This is a genomic window from Vibrio aquaticus (assembly GCF_003970385.1).
GTDB lineage: Bacteria > Pseudomonadota > Gammaproteobacteria > Enterobacterales > Vibrionaceae > Vibrio > Vibrio aquaticus.
Window position 1 is genome coordinate 14511 of sequence record NZ_RXZH01000011.1, and the last position, 17692, is coordinate 32202.

19 protein-coding genes are annotated in these 17692 nt (G+C 45.8%); 7 read left to right on the top strand and 12 right to left on the bottom strand.

Going from position 1 to position 17692, the window contains the following annotated elements:
* Positions 1-135: 135 nt before the first annotated feature.
* A complete protein-coding gene (locus EJ063_RS17680; RefSeq protein WP_126575635.1) occupies positions 136-1380 on the bottom strand; it encodes a uracil-xanthine permease family protein in 1245 nt (414 codons plus the stop codon).
* A gap of 264 nt (positions 1381-1644) precedes the next feature.
* Between EJ063_RS17680 and EJ063_RS17685 the strand changes: the two genes are divergently transcribed.
* Positions 1645-2928 carry a DUF2066 domain-containing protein gene (locus tag EJ063_RS17685; protein ID WP_126575636.1) on the top strand — a complete coding sequence of 428 codons (1284 nt, stop codon included), beginning with the start codon at positions 1645-1647 and terminating at the stop codon, positions 2926-2928.
* 101 nt (positions 2929-3029) lie between these two features.
* Here EJ063_RS17685 and EJ063_RS17690 read toward each other — a convergent pair whose 3' ends face one another.
* From EJ063_RS17690 to bepA, 4 genes are read right to left on the bottom strand one after another with little or no spacing between them, the layout of a single operon-like run.
* Positions 3030-3455 carry a DUF2069 domain-containing protein gene (locus EJ063_RS17690; protein WP_126575637.1) on the bottom strand — a complete coding sequence of 142 codons (426 nt, stop codon included), beginning with the start codon at positions 3453-3455 and terminating at the stop codon, positions 3030-3032.
* Positions 3456-3458: 3 nt separating this feature from the next.
* Positions 3459-4028, bottom strand: coding sequence for an NAD(P)H:quinone oxidoreductase (gene wrbA / locus EJ063_RS17695; protein WP_126575638.1), 570 nt, complete (start codon positions 4026-4028; stop codon positions 3459-3461).
* On the bottom strand, positions 4025-4369 hold the full coding sequence (arsC, locus tag EJ063_RS17700) for an arsenate reductase (glutaredoxin) (protein WP_126575639.1): 345 nt from the start codon (positions 4367-4369) through the stop codon (positions 4025-4027). Before arsC ends, wrbA begins: the two co-directional genes overlap by 4 nt.
* 17 nt (positions 4370-4386) lie before the next feature.
* Entirely contained in the window at positions 4387-5841 is a 1455-nt protein-coding gene (gene bepA, locus EJ063_RS17705) for a beta-barrel assembly-enhancing protease (RefSeq protein ID WP_126575640.1), read from the bottom strand.
* Positions 5842-6058: 217 nt separating this feature from the next.
* On the opposite strand from bepA, the gene EJ063_RS17710 reads away from it, so the two are divergent.
* The 3 genes from EJ063_RS17710 (at position 6059) to EJ063_RS17720 (ending at position 9422) form a co-directional block, all read left to right on the top strand.
* Positions 6059-6286, top strand: a complete 228-nt coding sequence (locus EJ063_RS17710) for a sulfurtransferase TusA family protein (RefSeq protein WP_126575641.1) — start codon at positions 6059-6061, stop codon at positions 6284-6286.
* Complete coding sequence (locus EJ063_RS17715; protein ID WP_126575642.1) at positions 6287-7357, top strand: AI-2E family transporter; 1071 nt, start codon at positions 6287-6289, stop codon at positions 7355-7357. It begins immediately after the preceding gene.
* Between the two features lie 193 nt (positions 7358-7550).
* Positions 7551-9422 carry a methyl-accepting chemotaxis protein gene (locus EJ063_RS17720; protein WP_126575643.1) on the top strand — a complete coding sequence of 624 codons (1872 nt, stop codon included), beginning with the start codon at positions 7551-7553 and terminating at the stop codon, positions 9420-9422.
* Positions 9423-9498: 76 nt separating this feature from the next.
* Here EJ063_RS17720 and bcp read toward each other — a convergent pair whose 3' ends face one another.
* Together bcp and EJ063_RS17730 are read right to left on the bottom strand one after the other, a co-directional pair.
* Complete coding sequence (gene bcp, locus EJ063_RS17725) at positions 9499-9969, bottom strand: thioredoxin-dependent thiol peroxidase (RefSeq protein ID WP_126575644.1); 471 nt, start codon at positions 9967-9969, stop codon at positions 9499-9501.
* A 12-nt stretch (positions 9970-9981) separates the two neighbouring features.
* Positions 9982-10524: a glycine cleavage system transcriptional repressor gene (locus tag EJ063_RS17730; RefSeq protein ID WP_126575645.1), complete on the bottom strand. Its 543-nt coding sequence runs from the start codon at positions 10522-10524 to the stop codon at positions 9982-9984.
* A 297-nt stretch (positions 10525-10821) separates the two neighbouring features.
* On the opposite strand from EJ063_RS17730, the gene dapA reads away from it, so the two are divergent.
* Positions 10822-11700 (top strand): 4-hydroxy-tetrahydrodipicolinate synthase, encoded by an 879-nt coding sequence (dapA, locus tag EJ063_RS17735; RefSeq protein WP_126575646.1) that lies wholly within the window; start codon positions 10822-10824, stop codon positions 11698-11700.
* Between the two features lie 61 nt (positions 11701-11761).
* On the top strand, positions 11762-12787 hold the full coding sequence (gene bamC, locus EJ063_RS17740; protein WP_126575647.1) for an outer membrane protein assembly factor BamC: 1026 nt from the start codon (positions 11762-11764) through the stop codon (positions 12785-12787).
* Positions 12788-12901: 114 nt separating this feature from the next.
* Here the strand turns inward: bamC and EJ063_RS17745 are convergent, their stop codons facing one another.
* Complete coding sequence (locus EJ063_RS17745) at positions 12902-14227, bottom strand: Na+/H+ antiporter family protein (RefSeq protein ID WP_126575648.1); 1326 nt, start codon at positions 14225-14227, stop codon at positions 12902-12904.
* 31 nt (positions 14228-14258) lie between these two features.
* Complete coding sequence (gene rnt / locus EJ063_RS17750) at positions 14259-14915, bottom strand: ribonuclease T (protein WP_126575649.1); 657 nt, start codon at positions 14913-14915, stop codon at positions 14259-14261.
* A 198-nt stretch (positions 14916-15113) separates the two neighbouring features.
* Between rnt and motY the strand changes: the two genes are divergently transcribed.
* On the top strand, positions 15114-15995 hold the full coding sequence (gene motY, locus EJ063_RS17755) for a flagellar protein MotY (protein ID WP_126575650.1): 882 nt from the start codon (positions 15114-15116) through the stop codon (positions 15993-15995).
* 68 nt (positions 15996-16063) lie between these two features.
* On the opposite strand, the gene EJ063_RS17760 is transcribed toward motY, so the two are convergent.
* From EJ063_RS17760 to nth, 3 genes are all read right to left on the bottom strand, one after another.
* Positions 16064-16501: a DUF2753 domain-containing protein gene (locus EJ063_RS17760; RefSeq protein WP_126575651.1), complete on the bottom strand. Its 438-nt coding sequence runs from the start codon at positions 16499-16501 to the stop codon at positions 16064-16066.
* A 114-nt stretch (positions 16502-16615) separates the two neighbouring features.
* A complete protein-coding gene (gloA, locus tag EJ063_RS17765) occupies positions 16616-17032 on the bottom strand; it encodes a lactoylglutathione lyase (RefSeq protein WP_126575652.1) in 417 nt (138 codons plus the stop codon).
* Between the two features lie 11 nt (positions 17033-17043).
* Entirely contained in the window at positions 17044-17685 is a 642-nt protein-coding gene (gene nth, locus EJ063_RS17770; protein ID WP_126575653.1) for an endonuclease III, read from the bottom strand.
* Between the last annotated feature and the right edge of the window lie 7 nt (positions 17686-17692).

The following is a 17692-nucleotide window of genomic DNA, read 5'->3' on the forward strand; positions in this document are numbered from 1 at the left end:
GTGACGAAGGAGCGAGTAGGGAATCTCATCCAGCGTTCAGCTCACTTAAAGGGTTCCCTGTGTTGAAAATAAAAAGGGTTGGCACAAAGCACCAACCCTCGTAATTTTTCGAAACTCGAAACTCGAAACTCGAAACTACTTTGTTTCTTCTTCCATCTGAGCGTTATCCACGACGTGGTTCTCACCCAAATCTTTTGGTAGAACAAGGTTTAGCAAGATAGCGACAATACCACATAGGCTCACACCTTGTAGGCTGAATTCGCCAACACCGAAAGCCATACCACCGATACCAAATACCAACGTGATTGCAACAATGACAAGGTTGCGTGATTTGTGAAGGTCAACGTTGTTCTTGATTAGCGTATTTAAACCAACCGTTGCAATAGAACCAAACAGAAGAATCATAATGCCGCCCATTACCGGCATAGGGATGGTTTGAAGCACGGCACCGAGCTTACCAACAAGCGCAAGTACAATGGCAGTAACGGCAGCCCAAGTCATAATGACAGGGTTAAAAGCTTTCGTGAGCATCACGGCACCAGTGACTTCTGAGTAAGTCGTATTTGGCGGCGCGCCGACCATAGACGCAGCAATCGTTGCTACACCGTCGCCAGTAATTGTGCGGTGTAGACCTGGTTTCTTGATGTAGTTCTTACCCGTCACATTAGAGATCGCGAGCATGTCACCAACGTGCTCAACAGCAGGGGCAATCGCAACCGGGATCATAAATAGAATCGCGTTGATGTTAAATTCAGGTGCGGTGAAGTTCGGCAGTGCAAACCATGCGGCTTCTTGAACGGGTGTAAAGTCGACAATACCGTAACCCAAGCTTAAGCAGTAGCCTACGACAATACCACCTAAAATCGGCGTCAGTTTCAAAAAGCCTTTCGCAAACACACTTAGGATGATTGTTGTAAGCAAAGAAGCAATCGAAATAATCATAGACGCATCAGCATCGATGACTTGTGCGCCGTCAACTTTGCCTAGAGCCATATTGACCGCAACGGGCGCAAGACCAAGACCAATCACCATAATGACAGGGCCAACTACGACAGGTGGTAGAAGTTTGTGGATGATTTCCACCCCACGAACTTTAATCAATGCGCCCATCGCCATGTAGACAAAACCCGCAGCCATGAGTCCGCCCATCGTGGCAGGAATACCCCATGTTTGAACGCCGTAAAGAATAGGTGCGATAAACGCGAAAGAAGACGCTAAGAAAATGGGAACCGTACGGCGAGTAACAAATTGGAAAAGAAGGGTACCGACACCCGCACCGAACAAAGCAACACTTGGGTCGAGCCCGGTAAGGAGAGGGACCAACACTAGCGCACCGAATGCAACGAACAGCATTTGGGCACCTTGAATGGCGTTTTTCATATTGTTATTCCTTTATATGGCAAGTTAAGGGCAAAGTGCGGTTACTTGCCCTAACAAAATAAAATTCGCAGGATTCTATCATTTAGCCAAACGTTTGCCATTCGAAGTAGATCAAATAAATAGCGAATAACCTATTCAATCTAACGATATGTTGCAGTGCTTTGGGTGAGTTTTCTGACAGGACTGTCGTCCTTTAGTTGCCCCGGTTGCGATAGTTGCTTATCATCAGCGTTTAATCGGTAAGAAATTGATCTTAGGAAGAGTATGCGTCATTTAGCTTTGTTGGTTTTAGGACTGGTTACACTGCCTGCTATGGCATTAACGAACGTTGACCTATACCGCTCGGAAATTGTGTTAGACCAAACGGCTGAAAAAGCGGATGATCAAGCACGTGTGGAAGGTATGAAAGAGGTGATTGTTCGTGCATCTGGCGACCGTAACGCAGTTACAAATGAAGTGGTCAGAAAAGCACTAAGACAAAACACTCAGTACCTTGCTCAGATCAGCTATGGTCAAGTCGGCGGCGAACAAACCTTAAAGATGGGTTTTAGCGCACCTCATATTCGTTCTCTTCTTAGTCAAGCTCAACTGCCAGTGTGGCCTGCTGCTCGCGCAAATTTATTAGTGTGGTTGGTTGAAGAGAAAGCGGACCGCAACATTGTCTGGGAGCACTCTGACTCTCAAGTTTTAAGCCTGCTAAAATCTCAAGCCACGGTCCGCGGCCTTCCGTTGACAATGCCTGTTGGTGACTTCGATGACATCACGGGTGTCGCGGTATCAGACTTGTGGGGCGGTTTTATCCAGCCAGTTGGAGAGGCAAGTCAACGTTATCCTGTCGATGCAGTGCTAGTGGTTAAGGCGCAAGGTAATAGCGTTCGCTGGACCTTATATGATCAAAAACCTGCCACTATCGGGATTACTCGCCAAGCGCCCCTTTCTGGTTCTAACAACGGTGCCGATGCTGCGACAAAGATGATCGATCAAATCAGTGATTACTACGCGAAGAAAAATGCGGTAGTGATTGCTAACGAATCTTCAGAGGCGATCAAAGTTCGTTTTACTGAGCTTGATGATGCTGTTGGTTTCTTTACCCTAGAGAATAACCTGAAAAAACTAAGCTCTGTTGCGTCATTAGATATTCTCAAAATTCAGGGTAACGAGGTGACGTTCAATGTCCACCTGTTGTCATCGCCAGAAGAGTTTAAACAAGAAGTGCTTCGGGTTGGCCCTATCGCTCAGCTTGAAAGTGTGGTCGATCAACCAGCATTACCACAACCAGAGGCGGTTTCTCCTGAAGACGCGGCGTTGGATGTCAATCAAGAAGTGGATGGTGTCGCAAATGATGTTGCTAACAACGACGAACTTACTGAGATTGCCACTGAACCAACAGCACCAGTGATTGAATCTGAAATGATCTTAGTTTACGAATGGCAAGGTCAGCCTTATGTCGCTCCAGTGGCCGAGCAAGAAGAAGCGATAGAAGTTGACGCATCAGGTGACATCGTTGAAGAAAGCGCTCCGGACGTTATTGAAGCCGCTGAACAATAGAAATAGAACGTGATAACAAGATAGAAAAAAGGGTCTGGAATTTCCAGACCCTTTTTGCATTGTACGGTTTTTCGCTAAATTGCTAATCGAAAGCGAAGTGCTTATTCAGACTCGAAGCGTGCTTTCTCTTCTTTTTCTACCTTAGACAGTCGCTTTAGTTTCAAACCTAATTCGCTGCCTCTTGCACGTGCGTAAAGGATATTGCCAAAGAAGGCGATGGTCGTGAGCACGAGTTCTACCGCGGCTAACCAACGTTCACCATCATCCACATACAAAATTGTAAACGCATGCAGGAAGTAGAGCATCAATACGAAATTCGCCCAAGCGTGGGTGTAAGGCTTGCCGGTTAAAATACCCGGTAGCGGCAACAACAAAGGAATAGCCCAAACAATCGCAAGCGTTGTGCTGCTAATGTGCGGGTGAGGCGACAACGACAGTTGCCACAAAGCAACCCAACTCAATAAAGCGAGATTGCCGAATAAAGCCATCAGACGATAGAGCTTTGTCTTAGAGTTCATCTCTTGCATGGGTTAGATTCCCTTCATTTTTAGTGCTGTCATAGCCAGTCGTTTACCCAATTGTTGAGCTAACTCGATTTCATCTTGGGTGAGCTTTCCATTTCCTGCCGCAACTGCACTGGCACCATAGGGAGTTCCTCCCGAGGTGGTTGAGTGGAGTTTGGGTTCAGAATAGGGGATACCAAGAATCATCATGCCGTGGTGCAATAGAGGTAACATCATGGTTTGCAGTGTCGTTTCTTGACCGCCATGTAAACTGGAAGACGAAGTAAAAACACACGCAGGTTTGTCGATCAAGTCACCTGACAGCCATAAAGGCGTTGTCTTATCCCAAAAATGTTTCAGGGGGGCAGCCATGTTACCAAACCACACTGGGCTTCCCATTGCTAATCCATCACATTGCTTAAGTTCTTCAAGCGTCATGATTGGATCTTGGTGATCTGCTCTCGCATCAATTTCATCGACAGTACGCAGCAGCGCTTCACAGTCGGGAATGGACTCAACGCCACGGGCAATTTGGCGAGCGATAGCTAGCGTTGACCCGTGACGGCTGTAATAAAGAACGGCTACTTGGCAACTCATAGAATTTCGAGTACTTGCTCCGGCGGACGACCATGTTTTGCTTGGCCATTATTCACAACGATTGGGCGCTCAATGAGTTTTGGGTTCTCACTCATCGCTTTGAACAGGGTTTCTTCATCAGCTGTTTTTAGCTCTAACTCTTTGTAGATCGCTTCTTTTGTACGCATCATTTGACGAACGTCGGTAAGAGCTAGCTGAGCCATTAGCGTTTTCAGTTCATCAATCGTTGGAGGCGTATCGAGGTATTTTACGATTTCAGGTTGAATGCCTTTCTCTTCAAGAAGAGCAAGTGTTTCGCGGCTTTTTGAACAGCGTGGGTTGTGGTAAATCACGACTGACATGACAGTTTCTCCATTTATTATTGTAAGGCTAAGAAGCGATCGCGCTGAACCATTAATTGGTCAATGCGGGCATCGTATCTTGCTTGTTTTAAGCTTCCCAACTCAGCCAGTTGACTTGCTTGAGTGTAGTATTGGATCGCTTTATTCCAGTTGGCTTTGAGAGCCAGAATTTCTGCGCGAGCAGCTAAGTCTTCGTCACTTGCACCCAGATGAATGTTAGCTTCTGACAGCAAGTGCCAACCATTGACATCATCTGGGTTGTCATGGGTGTAACGTTGCAACACTTTGACGGCTTCTTCATTCTTTTCTTGCTTGAGTAATGCGTTTGCGTAGTTAATGGTGATGACCGCATTGTTGGGTGCTGATTTGAGCGCTTTCTCAAGCATTGATACGGCTTTTTCAGGTTGTTTTTGCGCGATGTACAAATCAGACATGGCGTCTAGATAAAACAAGTTATCAGGGTGCTGTTGAAGCAATTTAGTCAGAATGACGCTCGCTTCATCAAGCTGGTTGTTGTCTAAGTGAACCAGTGCTTTGCCATATTGGAAGGCGGGTTGAATGCCAGGACCTGCTTTGCTTCCTTTACGTTTAAACCAATCTTGCGCAGCCGTTGCTTCAATTCCCGTATAACGAGCAACAATACGAGCTCGAGCTAGGTGATAGTTGAGTGATGGATCGACTCTTCGTGCAGGGTAGTTTTGCGCTCGTGCTCGGCTGTCGGTAATTCGATCTTCTGGTAAAGGGTGCGTCAGCAGCATCGGTGGTGGTTTGCTTGCGTAGCGGTATTCATCGGCCAAGCGGCCAAAGAATCTCGGCATTGCATTCACCTCAAAGCCGGCTTTCGCTAGTGTTGCGATACCAAAGCGATCGGCTTCTTTCTCGTTGCTACGGGTATAGTTGATTCTACCTTGCATGCTACCGGCTGTTGTGGCGGTAATCGCGGCCATCCCCGCTTCTGGAGAGGCAATCGCCAATAATAAAGCACCGGCCAGAGCGGCCATAGTTGCAGGCGAACGTCTTGCTTGCTCTTCCATACTGCGCGCCAAATGTCGCTGAGTGACGTGGGCGATTTCGTGGGCAACAACCGATGCTAATTCACTTTCACTTTGCGCATGCAAAAATAGCCCGGAATGCAGAGCGACATAACCGCCGAAGAAGGCAAAGGCGTTGATATTGCGGTCGCGGATCATAAAGAAAGTGAAGGGAGTCTTCACATCTGAAGCATTGGCAACCAAGCGATGGCCCAAGTTATCAATATAAGCATTCAGAACAGGATCGTTCACCACAGGCTGACTAGCACGCAGCATGCGCATATAGGCATCGCCATATCGAATCTCTTGGTCGATGGTCAATGTGCCGCTTGCCGTTGTTCCGATATCAGGCAGATCAAGCGTATTGGCCAAGATTGGCGCGGGTGTTCCTATTACAGCGGCAACACTCAGGCAAATTAATGAACGAGTTCGTTTGAACATAGGTGAAAAGTGTTACTCCATTAAATGTCACCGTTGGTGAGGTATATACTAACAAGATAGGTAAACGCTTGGACAGCGTAGAGTCAAGATGGTTTCGATCCTTGGGTTGATTCCTGCTGATGGTCAGAGTAGTGAGGTTGCACCGACTATTTCCACTGACGCATGCAAAAAAACACTATACAATATCTAACCGTTATAATATGCATCGAGCGAGAGAATGGAACCGAAAGTTTTGGATTTGCGCCAAGAGCGATGCCCGATGGCGCTGTTACTTGCTAAGCGTCACACTAAAGGGCTAACGTCTGGTGAACAAATCGAGATTTTTGTCTCTGATTCAAACTCCATGCACGATATCACCCGATTTCTACAAAGACATCTGTTCAGCCTAACGTGTAAAGACATGGATGGTTATTATTCTATGCAGGTGATAAAGGAACCTTTTTAAATGTTTGAAATGGTCAGTCGTTGGTATAAACGACGCTTTTCTGATCCACACGCGGTAAGCCTAGTTGCAATCTTGCTTTTTGGTTTTATTACCATCTATTTCTTTGGTGATTTGATTGCGCCTTTACTGGTGGCGATCGTGTTAGCCTATTTGCTTGAGTGGCCAGTTGTTCAGCTTTCTCGTTTTGGGATTCCTCGAACAGTAGCAGTGATGTTAGTCATCCTTGGCTTTATCGGCTTAATGATCGTGGCCATTTTCGGCTTAGTACCGACCATTTGGCAGCAAGTTGGTAACCTTATCAACGACATTCCTACCATGTATGTGGGCTTGCAGGGCTTTATCGCTGAGCTTCCTCACCGTTACCCTGAACTGGAAAACTTCCAAATTGTAGAGTCAGTGGTGACTAATGCCAAAAACCAAGTGATTGGTATGGGTGAAACGGTCGTGAAAGGCTCGCTCGCTTCTTTGGTGAGTTTAGCGACATTAGCTGTTTACTTAATTTTGGTCCCGCTTTTGGTTTTCTTCCTGCTCAAAGACAAGGTAGAGATGATCGAAATGGCGAGTGGTATTCTTCCGCGTAACCGCCGTCTTGCGAATAAAGTTTGGCATGAAATGAATGAACAGATTTCCAACTACATTCGCGGTAAAGTGATGGAAATCCTGATTGTAGGTGGGGTGAGTTACATTACCTTTGCCATTTTGGATTTGCGTTACGCCGTGCTGCTGGCGGTTGCGGTTGGTTTCTCTGTTTTGATCCCATATATCGGTGCGGCTGCGGTGACCGTGCCAGTTGCGATTGTCGGCTTGTTCCAGTGGGGACTGACCCCGCAATTTTATTGGCTGCTCATTGCCTACGGCATTATCCAAGCATTAGATGGTAATGTCTTAGTACCTGTACTCTTCTCTGAAGCGGTGAACCTTCACCCTGTGGCGATTATCGTTGCTGTCTTGGTGTTTGGTGGTTTATGGGGATTCTGGGGCGTATTTTTTGCCATTCCACTTGCGACTTTAGTTAAGGCGGTTTGGAATGCACTACCAAGTCATGATGATGAAATAGTGCCTGATTCCTAGCGCTAAAAGATGATATCGTTTTCATAAAAAGCCTCGTTGCGGCAGCTGCGAGGCTTTTTCTTTGCAGTAAAGCAAGGTTTTGGGCTTTACTTAAGTGAAGAAATGTAAGAAATTTCTTAAGGAAACGTTACGGCTGACGATAACTATATTAATAATAAAAACAACATTGCTTGCTAAACCATCGAGGGAAACTATGAGATTTAGTCAAAAAATTGTAGCAGCTTCTTCAGCGTTACTCTTAGTCACAGTAACTTTGCTGTCTATTCAACAGCTACGTACAGTAAAACAGGAAGTAGAAGCGCTGGTTGACACTAGCCTTACTGAAATGGTGAATGGTGTTAAAAACACCGTCGTTTCAGAGATGGAGAGTAAGAAAGCACTGGCTCAGTCAATGACGGAAGTGATTGAACTTGATCCTCAAAATCGACAGACAGTAAAAGAAATTCTGGAAAAACCTAAGCTAAAAAGCAGCTTTTTAGCCGTAGGTTTTGGTTATGAAGCGGATGGCTTTGTCGTTGAGAATGATGATGGCTGGGAAGCTGGCCCTGATTACGACCCTCGTGTTCGTCCTTGGTATAAAGATGCTAAGGCGCAAGGTCGCCTAGTCGTAACTGACCCTTATGTGGATGTTTCTTCAAAGAAGGTCATTATTTCGATTGGTACTCCAGTGAAAGAAAACGGCCAATTTGTGGCGGGCATGTTCTACGACATGGAACTGGGTGGCCTTGCTGACCTAGTGAACAGCGTTAACCTTCTTGATGCGGGTTACCTTTTCATTGTGACAGCAGACGGGACGACCATCGCTCACCCTAATGCAGCGAATAATGGTGAGAACCTGACCACATATCTTCCAAGTGCAAAGATACAAGAGGGAAGCCAGCGATTTGAGCTAGATGGTCAAAACCTGATGGTGCGTTTTACTAAAGTCCCTTCAGAGAATTGGTATGTGGGTGCGGTCGTGGATGAAGATATTGCGTTTGCCGCGATTTCTGACATGCGCAACAGTTCGATTATTTACGTAATCATTGGTGTGGTTCTGAGTGTTCTAGTGCTTAGCTTCCTAATTAAGGCATTAATGCGCCCACTTGCGACATTGAACGAAGCAATTCAAGATGTTGCATCAGGTCAAGGTGACTTAACCAAACGCTTAGATACCAATACTGATAAAGAGTTTGCGGAGCTTGCAGAAGGTTTCAATACCTTTACTGAGACTCTACAGACGCAAATTCAGCAATCGAAAGCGATTGGGGTAGAGATCCTACGCGGTACTGAAATGACCGTACTGGGTGCCCAGCAATCGGCGGGTGCAATGCGTAGTCAGTTGGAAGAGCTAGAGCAATTAGCGACCGCGATGAACGAAATGGCGGTGACAGCAACGGAAGTTGCAAACAACGCTCAAGGTGCAGCAGGCGCCGCGAAAGAAGCGGATGATGCAACATTGGATGGCTCGTCAGTCGTGAGCGACACCACAGCCTCTATCGACACGCTTTCTGCTCGTATTGATCAGGCGGTAGAAGAAGTTCAAGGGTTAGAGTCGGCGACGGCGAACATTGAAACGATTCTAAAAGTAATCAACGACATTGCTGACCAAACCAACTTGCTTGCATTGAACGCAGCGATTGAAGCTGCTCGTGCAGGGGAATCTGGCCGAGGCTTTGCAGTTGTAGCGGATGAAGTAAGAACGCTGGCTCAACGTACTCAAGAATCAACGACTGAAATTCGCAGTATGATTGAACAGCTTCAAGCCGGGGCAAGCTCGGTATCAGCGGCGATGAATGAAAGTAAGAGCACGGCAGTTGATGCGGTAGACAAAGCGCAAGCCGCAGATGGCGCACTGCAGCGTATCCGTGAGGCGATTCAACGCATCAGTGATATGAATATGCAAATCGCGTCAGCAGCAGAAGAACAAAGCTTGGTAGCGGAAGAGATCAACAGTAACACCGTGAAGATCAAAGACCTCTCAACGCAAGTTGCCGATGCAGCCGAAGAAGCCAATATGGCTATGCAAGTTCAAACAGAGAACGTACGTGAGCAAGATGCCATCTTGAATAAGTTCATCGTGTAGCGGTTTTCTTACGACAAACAAAAACGCCAGCGAAGTCGCTGGCGTTTTTTTATGTCTAGGTCAACAAACCCAAGTATCACTTGTTTTCGTTTAAGTAATCTAGCACGACTTCATGGTGCGTTTTTGTCTTGAACTTGTTAAACACATGCTCAATCACACCTTCTTCATTGATTAGGAAGCTGATGCGGTGCAGGCCATCGTAGATTTTACCCATAAATTTCTTTTCGCCCCAAACGCCGAACTGGTCAGCAACCGCATGGTCTTCATCAGAAAGTAGAGTAAAGTTCAGCTCATCACGTTCGATGAATTTACCAAGACGTTTCACTGGGTCAATACTCACGCCCAGTACTGCAACGTTATGAGCATCTAACTCTGCTTTGATATCACGTAAGCCCTGAGCTTGAACGGTACAACCTGGTGTCATCGCTTTAGGGTAGAAGTAGAATAGAACCTTCTTGCCTTTAAAGTCTTGTAACGAAACGGTTTCGCCATTTTGATCAAGTAGTGAGAACGCTGGAGCTGGAGCACCTGCAGTGAGCGTATTCATGGAGATTCCTTTTTATTGACTGTTTTTAATAAAATTGAGCGAGCCTTGAACGACTAAGTGTTGGCATAATATGTCAAACTCCTCTTGGAGCTGCATTAGATTGCACTCAGAGTCGACAGAAGCAGTAATTGCAATATGGAATTGATTCGCTGCTGAACCGATTTTTTCTTTATCGATAGTTTGTGCACTTAGTGAAGACAGGCCAATGTTCTTTTCAGCGAAGAACTGGGTGAATTTTTCTGTTAGACCGGGTTTATCTTCTGACTCAACAAACACTTCTAAGGTATAGGCGTTATCTATGTGAGCATGAGTAGATGTACGTTTCATGATCGTAATGAGATCATGTTCTTGACCTAAAAGTGGCAGAGTGGTTTCTACGCGAGTGATGGCTGCGTTGTTACCCGATAGGAGCATTATCAACGTAAACTCGTTACCAAATAGTGCAATACGACTGTCAACGATATTACACCCTGACTGAGTGACCAAATGGACAACTTGGTTGCACACACCAGGACGATCCGTTCCTACTGCAGTAATCACTAAATGTTGAGTCATAGTTTCACTTATCATGTTCCGTTAGTTAATGAGATAGCTTAGCACAGAAGAAGCGTATAAAAATCTATCTAGAACGCTTTTTATTGGCCTGTTCGAATGGAAAGTAATCAGACGTTGCTGGTCATTGAAATTCCTTGCTAGGCGCTGACATTGCCAAGAAATAAAGGCGTAATTTGCCAAAGTTCTAACATCTGATAAATATTCATTCAAATAGGTGATTTAAGCGGGTTTAAGCGCTTGTCTTTATCAATCGCCTTACAGTACCATGCGATTAGTATCTAAATTAGGGAGAAAGACATGTTTTCAGGAAGTATTGTAGCGTTAATTACACCGTTTAATCATGATGGCGAAGTAGATTACGTAAGCCTGAAAAAACTAGTGGAGTACCATATTGCAGCAGGAAGCGATGGCATCGTTGCAGTAGGAACCACTGGTGAATCGGCGACGCTGACTATTGAAGAGCATGTCAAGGTGGTAACGAAAGTGGTTGAGTTCGCGGAAGGACGTATCCAAGTCATTGCTGGAACGGGCGCAAATGCAACTCACGAGTCGGTGACATTCAGTCGCTTACTAAACAACTCTGGCATCGCTGGTTGCTTAAGTGTTACCCCTTACTACAACAAACCAACGCAAGAAGGTTTGTACCAACACTACAAAGCGATCGCAGAAGAGAGCGATGTGCCACAGATTCTTTACAATGTACCAGGCCGTACCGCGGTAGACCTTCTTCCTGAAACGGTCGCACGTCTGGCTCAGATTGATAATATTGTTGCATTAAAAGATGCGACAGGTGATTTAGGCAGAATTGCAATTCATCGTGAACTTTGTGGCGAAGATTTTATCTTACTAAGTGGCGATGATTCGACAGGTCTTGAATTTGTTAAGCAAGGCGGCCAAGGCGTTATCTCTGTAACGAACAATATCGCGGCGGAAGACATGGCGAAAATGTTCCGATTGGCGAAAGAGGGCAAGTTTGAAGAAGCAGAAATCATCAACCAGCGATTAATGCCTCTTCACAAAAACCTCTTCGTTGAATCTAGCCCAATTCCAGTGAAGTGGGCCGCTCATAAAATGGGCCTAATTGAGCATGGTGATTTACGTTTGCCGTTAACAGAGTTGTCTGAAAATGCGCGACCAATTGTTGCTCAAGCCATGACCGAAGCGTGTATTTACTAAATTAAACGATGGACTGCCGGGGCGAGAAATTGGCTCCGGCATTAAGGTATCAGGAGTTTCAATGAAATTGTCACATCAGCTAGTCGTCAGTTCACTAGCTGTTTTTGTTTTAAGTGCATGTTCAGGTAGTGCGACTCAACGTCGTCAAGCGAAAGACGATTTCGAATACCTTAATACACCAGCACTAAAAGAGTGGACATTAGCTGGGGATGCAACGCCACAGTTTTACACCAACTACAAAATCCCTCAAGGTGAGTTTGAAGGTGGTATTGGCCGTGAAGTCGATATTCGTCCACCACAGCAAGTGCTAGAACTTATCCCAGGTGCGCGCGCTGAGCGTCAGCAAGGTGAAACAACGCTTTGGTTACTTCGTGAAAATGAAGTCGATAAAGTGTGGCAAACTGCGCTAACTATGCTGAGCGAAAGAAACATTGCGATTCGTGAGCAGACAGCAACCCGCGTTGAAACCGAATGGGTAACTTGGACGTCTGAAGATGAAGATGTCGAAATTGGTGCTCGATACGAGATTGATCGTGTTGTTGCTGGTGGTCGCCATGGGTTTAGAATTTCTCTAATTGATTGGCGTGAAGCGGGCAAAGAGATGCCAGTGACCGCGACCAATAAAGAGCGTTACAATGCACTGATGACGAACCTAGTGACGGCTCGTTACGATCTTGATCTACGTGAAGAAGCGGCACGTAAAGCGGAAGAGTTGGTGAAACAGATCCCAATTACAATGGGTTCTGACCGTAGTGGATTCCCAGTTATCATTGCTCGCACACCTTACAATGTCCTTTGGCAGCGTCTACCAAGACTGTTACCAACAATGGGCTTTACGCTTGAAGAGCGTAACCAGTCGCAAGGTACTGTAAAGGCGAAATACGCGGCTCCTGATGACGAGTTCTGGAATGATATTGGCGTGAAGCCGATTGGCCTTAAATCTGGCACGTACACATTCCTATTTGGTGATTTAGGTAACCGTACTTCGATCAACGTAACGGATGCGTCTGGTAAGCCAGTGGAAGAGCAGCTTCTGCAAGATATGGTGCCAGTACTTGCTGCAGTTGCAGAGCGCCAGTCTAAATAAAGACAGAATGAGCGATATTCGACAAAGGTCGCTCACTCAGAGCTAATAAAAAAGCTGACTTCAAGTCAGCTTTTTTTGTGCCTGTAACTCTTGAGAAAGAGCATTAGCTATATGTTAGAGCGTCATCGCGGCAATCCAACCAAACACAATCAGTGGAATGTTATAGTGGATGAATGTCGGGACAACGGTTTCCCAAATGTGTTCGTGCTGACCGTCAGCATTAAGGCCAGATGTCGGACCTAACGTTGAATCAGAGGCTGGAGAGCCTGCATCACCGAGCGCTGCAGCCGTCCCAACTAGTGCGATGGTTGCCATTGGTGAAAAACCAAATGCTGCGGCTAGAGGAACATAGATAGTCGCCAGGATTGGAATGGTCGAGAACGAAGAACCAATGCCCATAGTCACCAGTAGACCAACAACGAGCATCAGAAGTGCAGCAAGAGGCTTATTGTCACCAATACTTGTTGAAAGCGCTTCAACCAATGATTCTACGCCACCCGTCTGCTTCATAACCGCAGCAAAACCTGCAGCAGCAATCATGATGAAGCCGATCATCGCCATCATGTGAACACCTTTTGTGAACACATCATGCGTCTCTTTCCAAGCGATTACACCGCCAAACGTGAACACCATAAAGCCCGCAAGACCACCAATGATCATTGAGCCTGTCGCAAGCTGAACGCTTAGTGCAGCCACAATACCAACCGCAGCAACAAGAATGTTCTTGTTGTCGATTTCTTTGGTTGCGTTGTCTGTCTTAGTCAGCTCAGTCTCTTTGTACTGACGAGGTTTACGATACGTAAAGAAAATCGCCGTCAATAGACCAAAAATCATACCTGCTGCAGGCAGCAGCATGGCAACAGGGACTTGGCTAGCAACCACATCTTGCAAACCGTTATCGTGCAGGTTTTTCAGCAGAATGTTGTTTAAGAAGATACCGCCAAAACCAATAGGAAGAACCATATATGGAGTCACAAGGCCAAACGTTAGCACACAGGCGATCATGCGACGGTCTAGGTTTAGTTTTGCGAATACGCCCAGTAGAGGTGGAATCAAAATTGGGATAAAGGCGATGTGAACAGGAATCACGTTCTGAGAAGACATGGTGACAAGAACAAGCGCGATTAGCACCGCGTATTTTAGGCCAGTCGATGCCGAAGCATTCTCTTTACCATGAATACGCTTAATCACACTGTTTGCCAGTAGGTCGGTGATGCCAGAGCGAGAGATCGCAACAGCAAAGGTACCTAACATTGCGTAGCTTAGCGCGATAGTTGCTCCGCCACCTAAACCACTTTCAAAAGCAGCAATCGCTTGATTAAGTTCCATACCTGAAACCACACCACCAACAATCGCACTGAATGTCAAAGCAACAACGACATTCACGCGCATCAGTGCTAAGGCAAGCATGATACATACAGAAATAACAACAGGGTTCATAATTTACTCGTGTGTTGTGTTTACGTTTTTATTATTTATCTTCGGTTTCAGGCTCAACGACAGGCCAACCACCAAGGGCTTTCCATTTGTTGACGATACCGCAGAAGAGCTCTGCCGTTTTTTGAGTATCGTATAGAGCAGAGTGGGCTTCTTTATTGTCAAATTCCATCCCTGCTGTTCGACATGCTTTGGCTAAGACAGTCTGGCCATAGGCAAGCCCGCTTAGTGCCGCAGTATCAAACGTGGCGAAAGGATGAAATGGGACTCTTTTTAGCTTGCAGCGCTCGCTTGCTTCCATGACAAAGCTATGATCAAAAGTGGCGTTATGAGCAACCATGATCGCGCGGCTACAATCTGCAGCTTTTTGTTCTTTGCGGACAAGCTTGTAGATTTCCTTTAAAGCTTCCGCTTCTGTCACGGCACCGCGAAGAGGGCTGAATGGGTCGCGAATGCCATTAAATTCGAGTGCTTCTTTTTCTAAGTTCGCACCTTCGAAGGGTTCAACATGAAAATGAATGGTTGAAGCGGGAACCAAGTCGCCGTTTTCATCCATTTTTAAGGTCACTGCGCAGATTTCGAGTAGGGCGTCCGTTTTGGCATTAAAGCCAGCCGTTTCTACGTCAATAACGACAGGAAAGTAGCCACGAAATCGTTTTTTTAGCGTCAATGCTTCGTTTTCTATAGTCATGTGTACTTCATATAATGTGACAGGGCTGGCATTATTGCAGATTCTCAGCCTAAGAAAAACCGTAAATGCTGATTGAAAAAGAAACAGTGGTGATTTGTACTATACAAATATTCTGGCGAGGTTTTTGCATTGTAGAGAGAGAGCATTTATATGCGGCAAGTGTCCAGAGACTTGCCCTGACCAAGAGAAGAAGTTTGTATGAAGAAGTTGTTTGCAACCAGTGTCGCTATGTCTTTGATAACGTTAGCACCATCCGTGTTTGCGTTAGAAAAGCAGTACGTTGCAACTCCTCAACAATCGACATGGCAAATGGTTGCCAACACACCGCTTGAGTGTCGCTTAGTTCACCCTATCCCTAATTTTGGTGATGCGGTTTTCTCGTCTCATGCGAGCAAAAAAATCAATCTTGATTTAGAACTGAAGATGAAACGCCCGATGGGGCAAACTCGTGATGTGAGCCTAATTTCTATGCCACCCGCATGGCGACCAGGAGACAGTGCCGACCGCATTACTAACATTCGTTTCTTCCAACAGTTCGATGGCTATGTTGGTGGTCAAACGGCTTGGAATATATTAAGTGAGCTAGAGAAAGGGCGTTACCCAACCTTTAGCTATCAAGAGTGGCAAAGTCGCGATCAACGTGTAGAAGTTGCGCTCTCTTCAGTCTTGTTCCAGCGTTCTTACAATGTATTTAGCGACTGTATCGCCAATTTATTGCCTTACAGCTTTGAAGATATCGCGTTTACGATTTTGCATTACGATCGCAGCAGCGTAGAGCTTAACAAACAGTCTCAGAAGCGTTTGGCTCAGATTGCAGAGTACATCAAGCATAACCAAGATATCGACCTAGTGTTGGTGTCGACCTATACCGATGCCGAAGACAGTAAGAGTGCCAGTCAGAATTTATCTGAGCGCCGTGCAGAAGTGCTGCAAGACTATTTCAAGTCTTTAGGGTTGCCTGAGAATCGTATTCGAGTTCAAGGTTATGGTAAGCGTCGACCTATTGATGACAACGCATCGCCAATTGGCAAAGATCGTAACCGCCGTGTTGTGATTTCATTGGGAAGAACGCAGGTTTAACGTCTAAGCGCGGATAGCAAAAAGGCCAGTTTGAACTGGCCTTTTGAGATCTTGGGGAATCTACCGAGTTAGTTGAGACGGAATTTAGCAATCAGGTTGCAGTTGGTGGCAGTGTCGATATCTTGCACCAACTGAGCGATTTTTGGATTCGGGTGTCGCTTCATAAACTCGATTAGGGCTTTTTTGCAGCACCCCATCGAATCGACAAAGGCATCACAGTGGGTATTAGGGCATTGAGGAACAAGTGTCAGCACTTTTTCAGAGGCGAGCTGAAGGTATTTAAGTTCATACTTCACATCACCAATTTGGCGCCAGAACATGGCCATATTGTGGCAAGAAATCACGGAGATCATTAATCGGTCTTCTACCTCGACTTCCTCTGCACTGCCGATACGTTCGCTCAATGTTAGGGCTTGCTGGTAGTGAAGAATACTGCGCAGGTGGTCACTCTCTTTCATTGCAATGTCAGCAAGTAACGTGTGTTTCTCCCATTCTGTTATTCCCATTGGTTCGTTCTCCTCATTCCGAATGGATAGAAGATTAAGTGATAATCATTATCAAGTAAAGTATAATAAAAGGGACAGCGTTTGCTGTCCCATTTTTAACTCACTAAGAGAATCTTATCCTTCCAGACCTGCAGACGCTTGTTTGTTTTGAATAAGTTCAATCATGTAACCATCAGGGTCTTTTACGAAAGCGATGTGAGTCGAACCGCCTTTTACTGGGCCTGGTTCACGCGTGACATTGCCGCCCGCAGCTTTAATGGCATCACAGGTTGTATAAATATCATCAACACCAATTGCAATATGGCCAAATGCGCTGCCTAGGTCATACTCTGTGGTACCCCAGTTGTACGTCAACTCAATAACCGAGCCTTCTGACTCATCTCCGTAGCCAAGGAAAGCTAGAGTATATTCGTACTCTTTGTTTTCGTTGGTACGAAGTAATTGCATGCCCATTACGTCAGTGTAGAACTGGATAGATTTATCTAAATCACCCACGCGTAACATGGTATGTAGAATACGTCCGTTTGACATTGTCTGCTCTCCTAATTTTCTGGATAAACTTTTTCTTTAAACTCACACAAATCTTCGATAATACAACTGCCACAACGCGGTTTACGTGCCACGCAGGTGTAGCGACCATGCAAAATCAACCAGTGGTGTACATCAAGTTTGAACTCTTTTGGTACGACTTTTAGAAGCTTTTCTTCCACTTGGTCGACGTTCTTACCCATGGCTAATTTGGTGCGGTTCGATACACGATAGATGTGAGTATCAACGGCGATGGTCGGCCAGCCAAAAGCGGTGTTCAACACCACGTTAGCGGTCTTACGACCTACACCGGGTAGTGCTTCTAACGCTTCTCGGTTTTCAGGGACTTCACCATTGTGCTGGTCTAGCAAAATCTTACAGGTTTTGATGACATTTTCGGCTTTAGAGTTAAATAAGCCAATGGTCTTTATATATTCTTTAACGCCATCGACACCCAAATCAAACAGACCTTGCGGCGTATTGGCAACCGGGTAAAGCTTATCGGTTGCCTTGTTTACACTCACGTCCGTTGCTTGAGCAGAGAGTAACACCGCAATCAGCAGCTCAAAAGGAGTACTCCAGTTCAGCTCTGTTTGTGGGTTTGGGTTGTTCTCCCTAAGACGCTCTAGGATTAATCTTCGTTTGTCTTTGTTCATTGTGAGG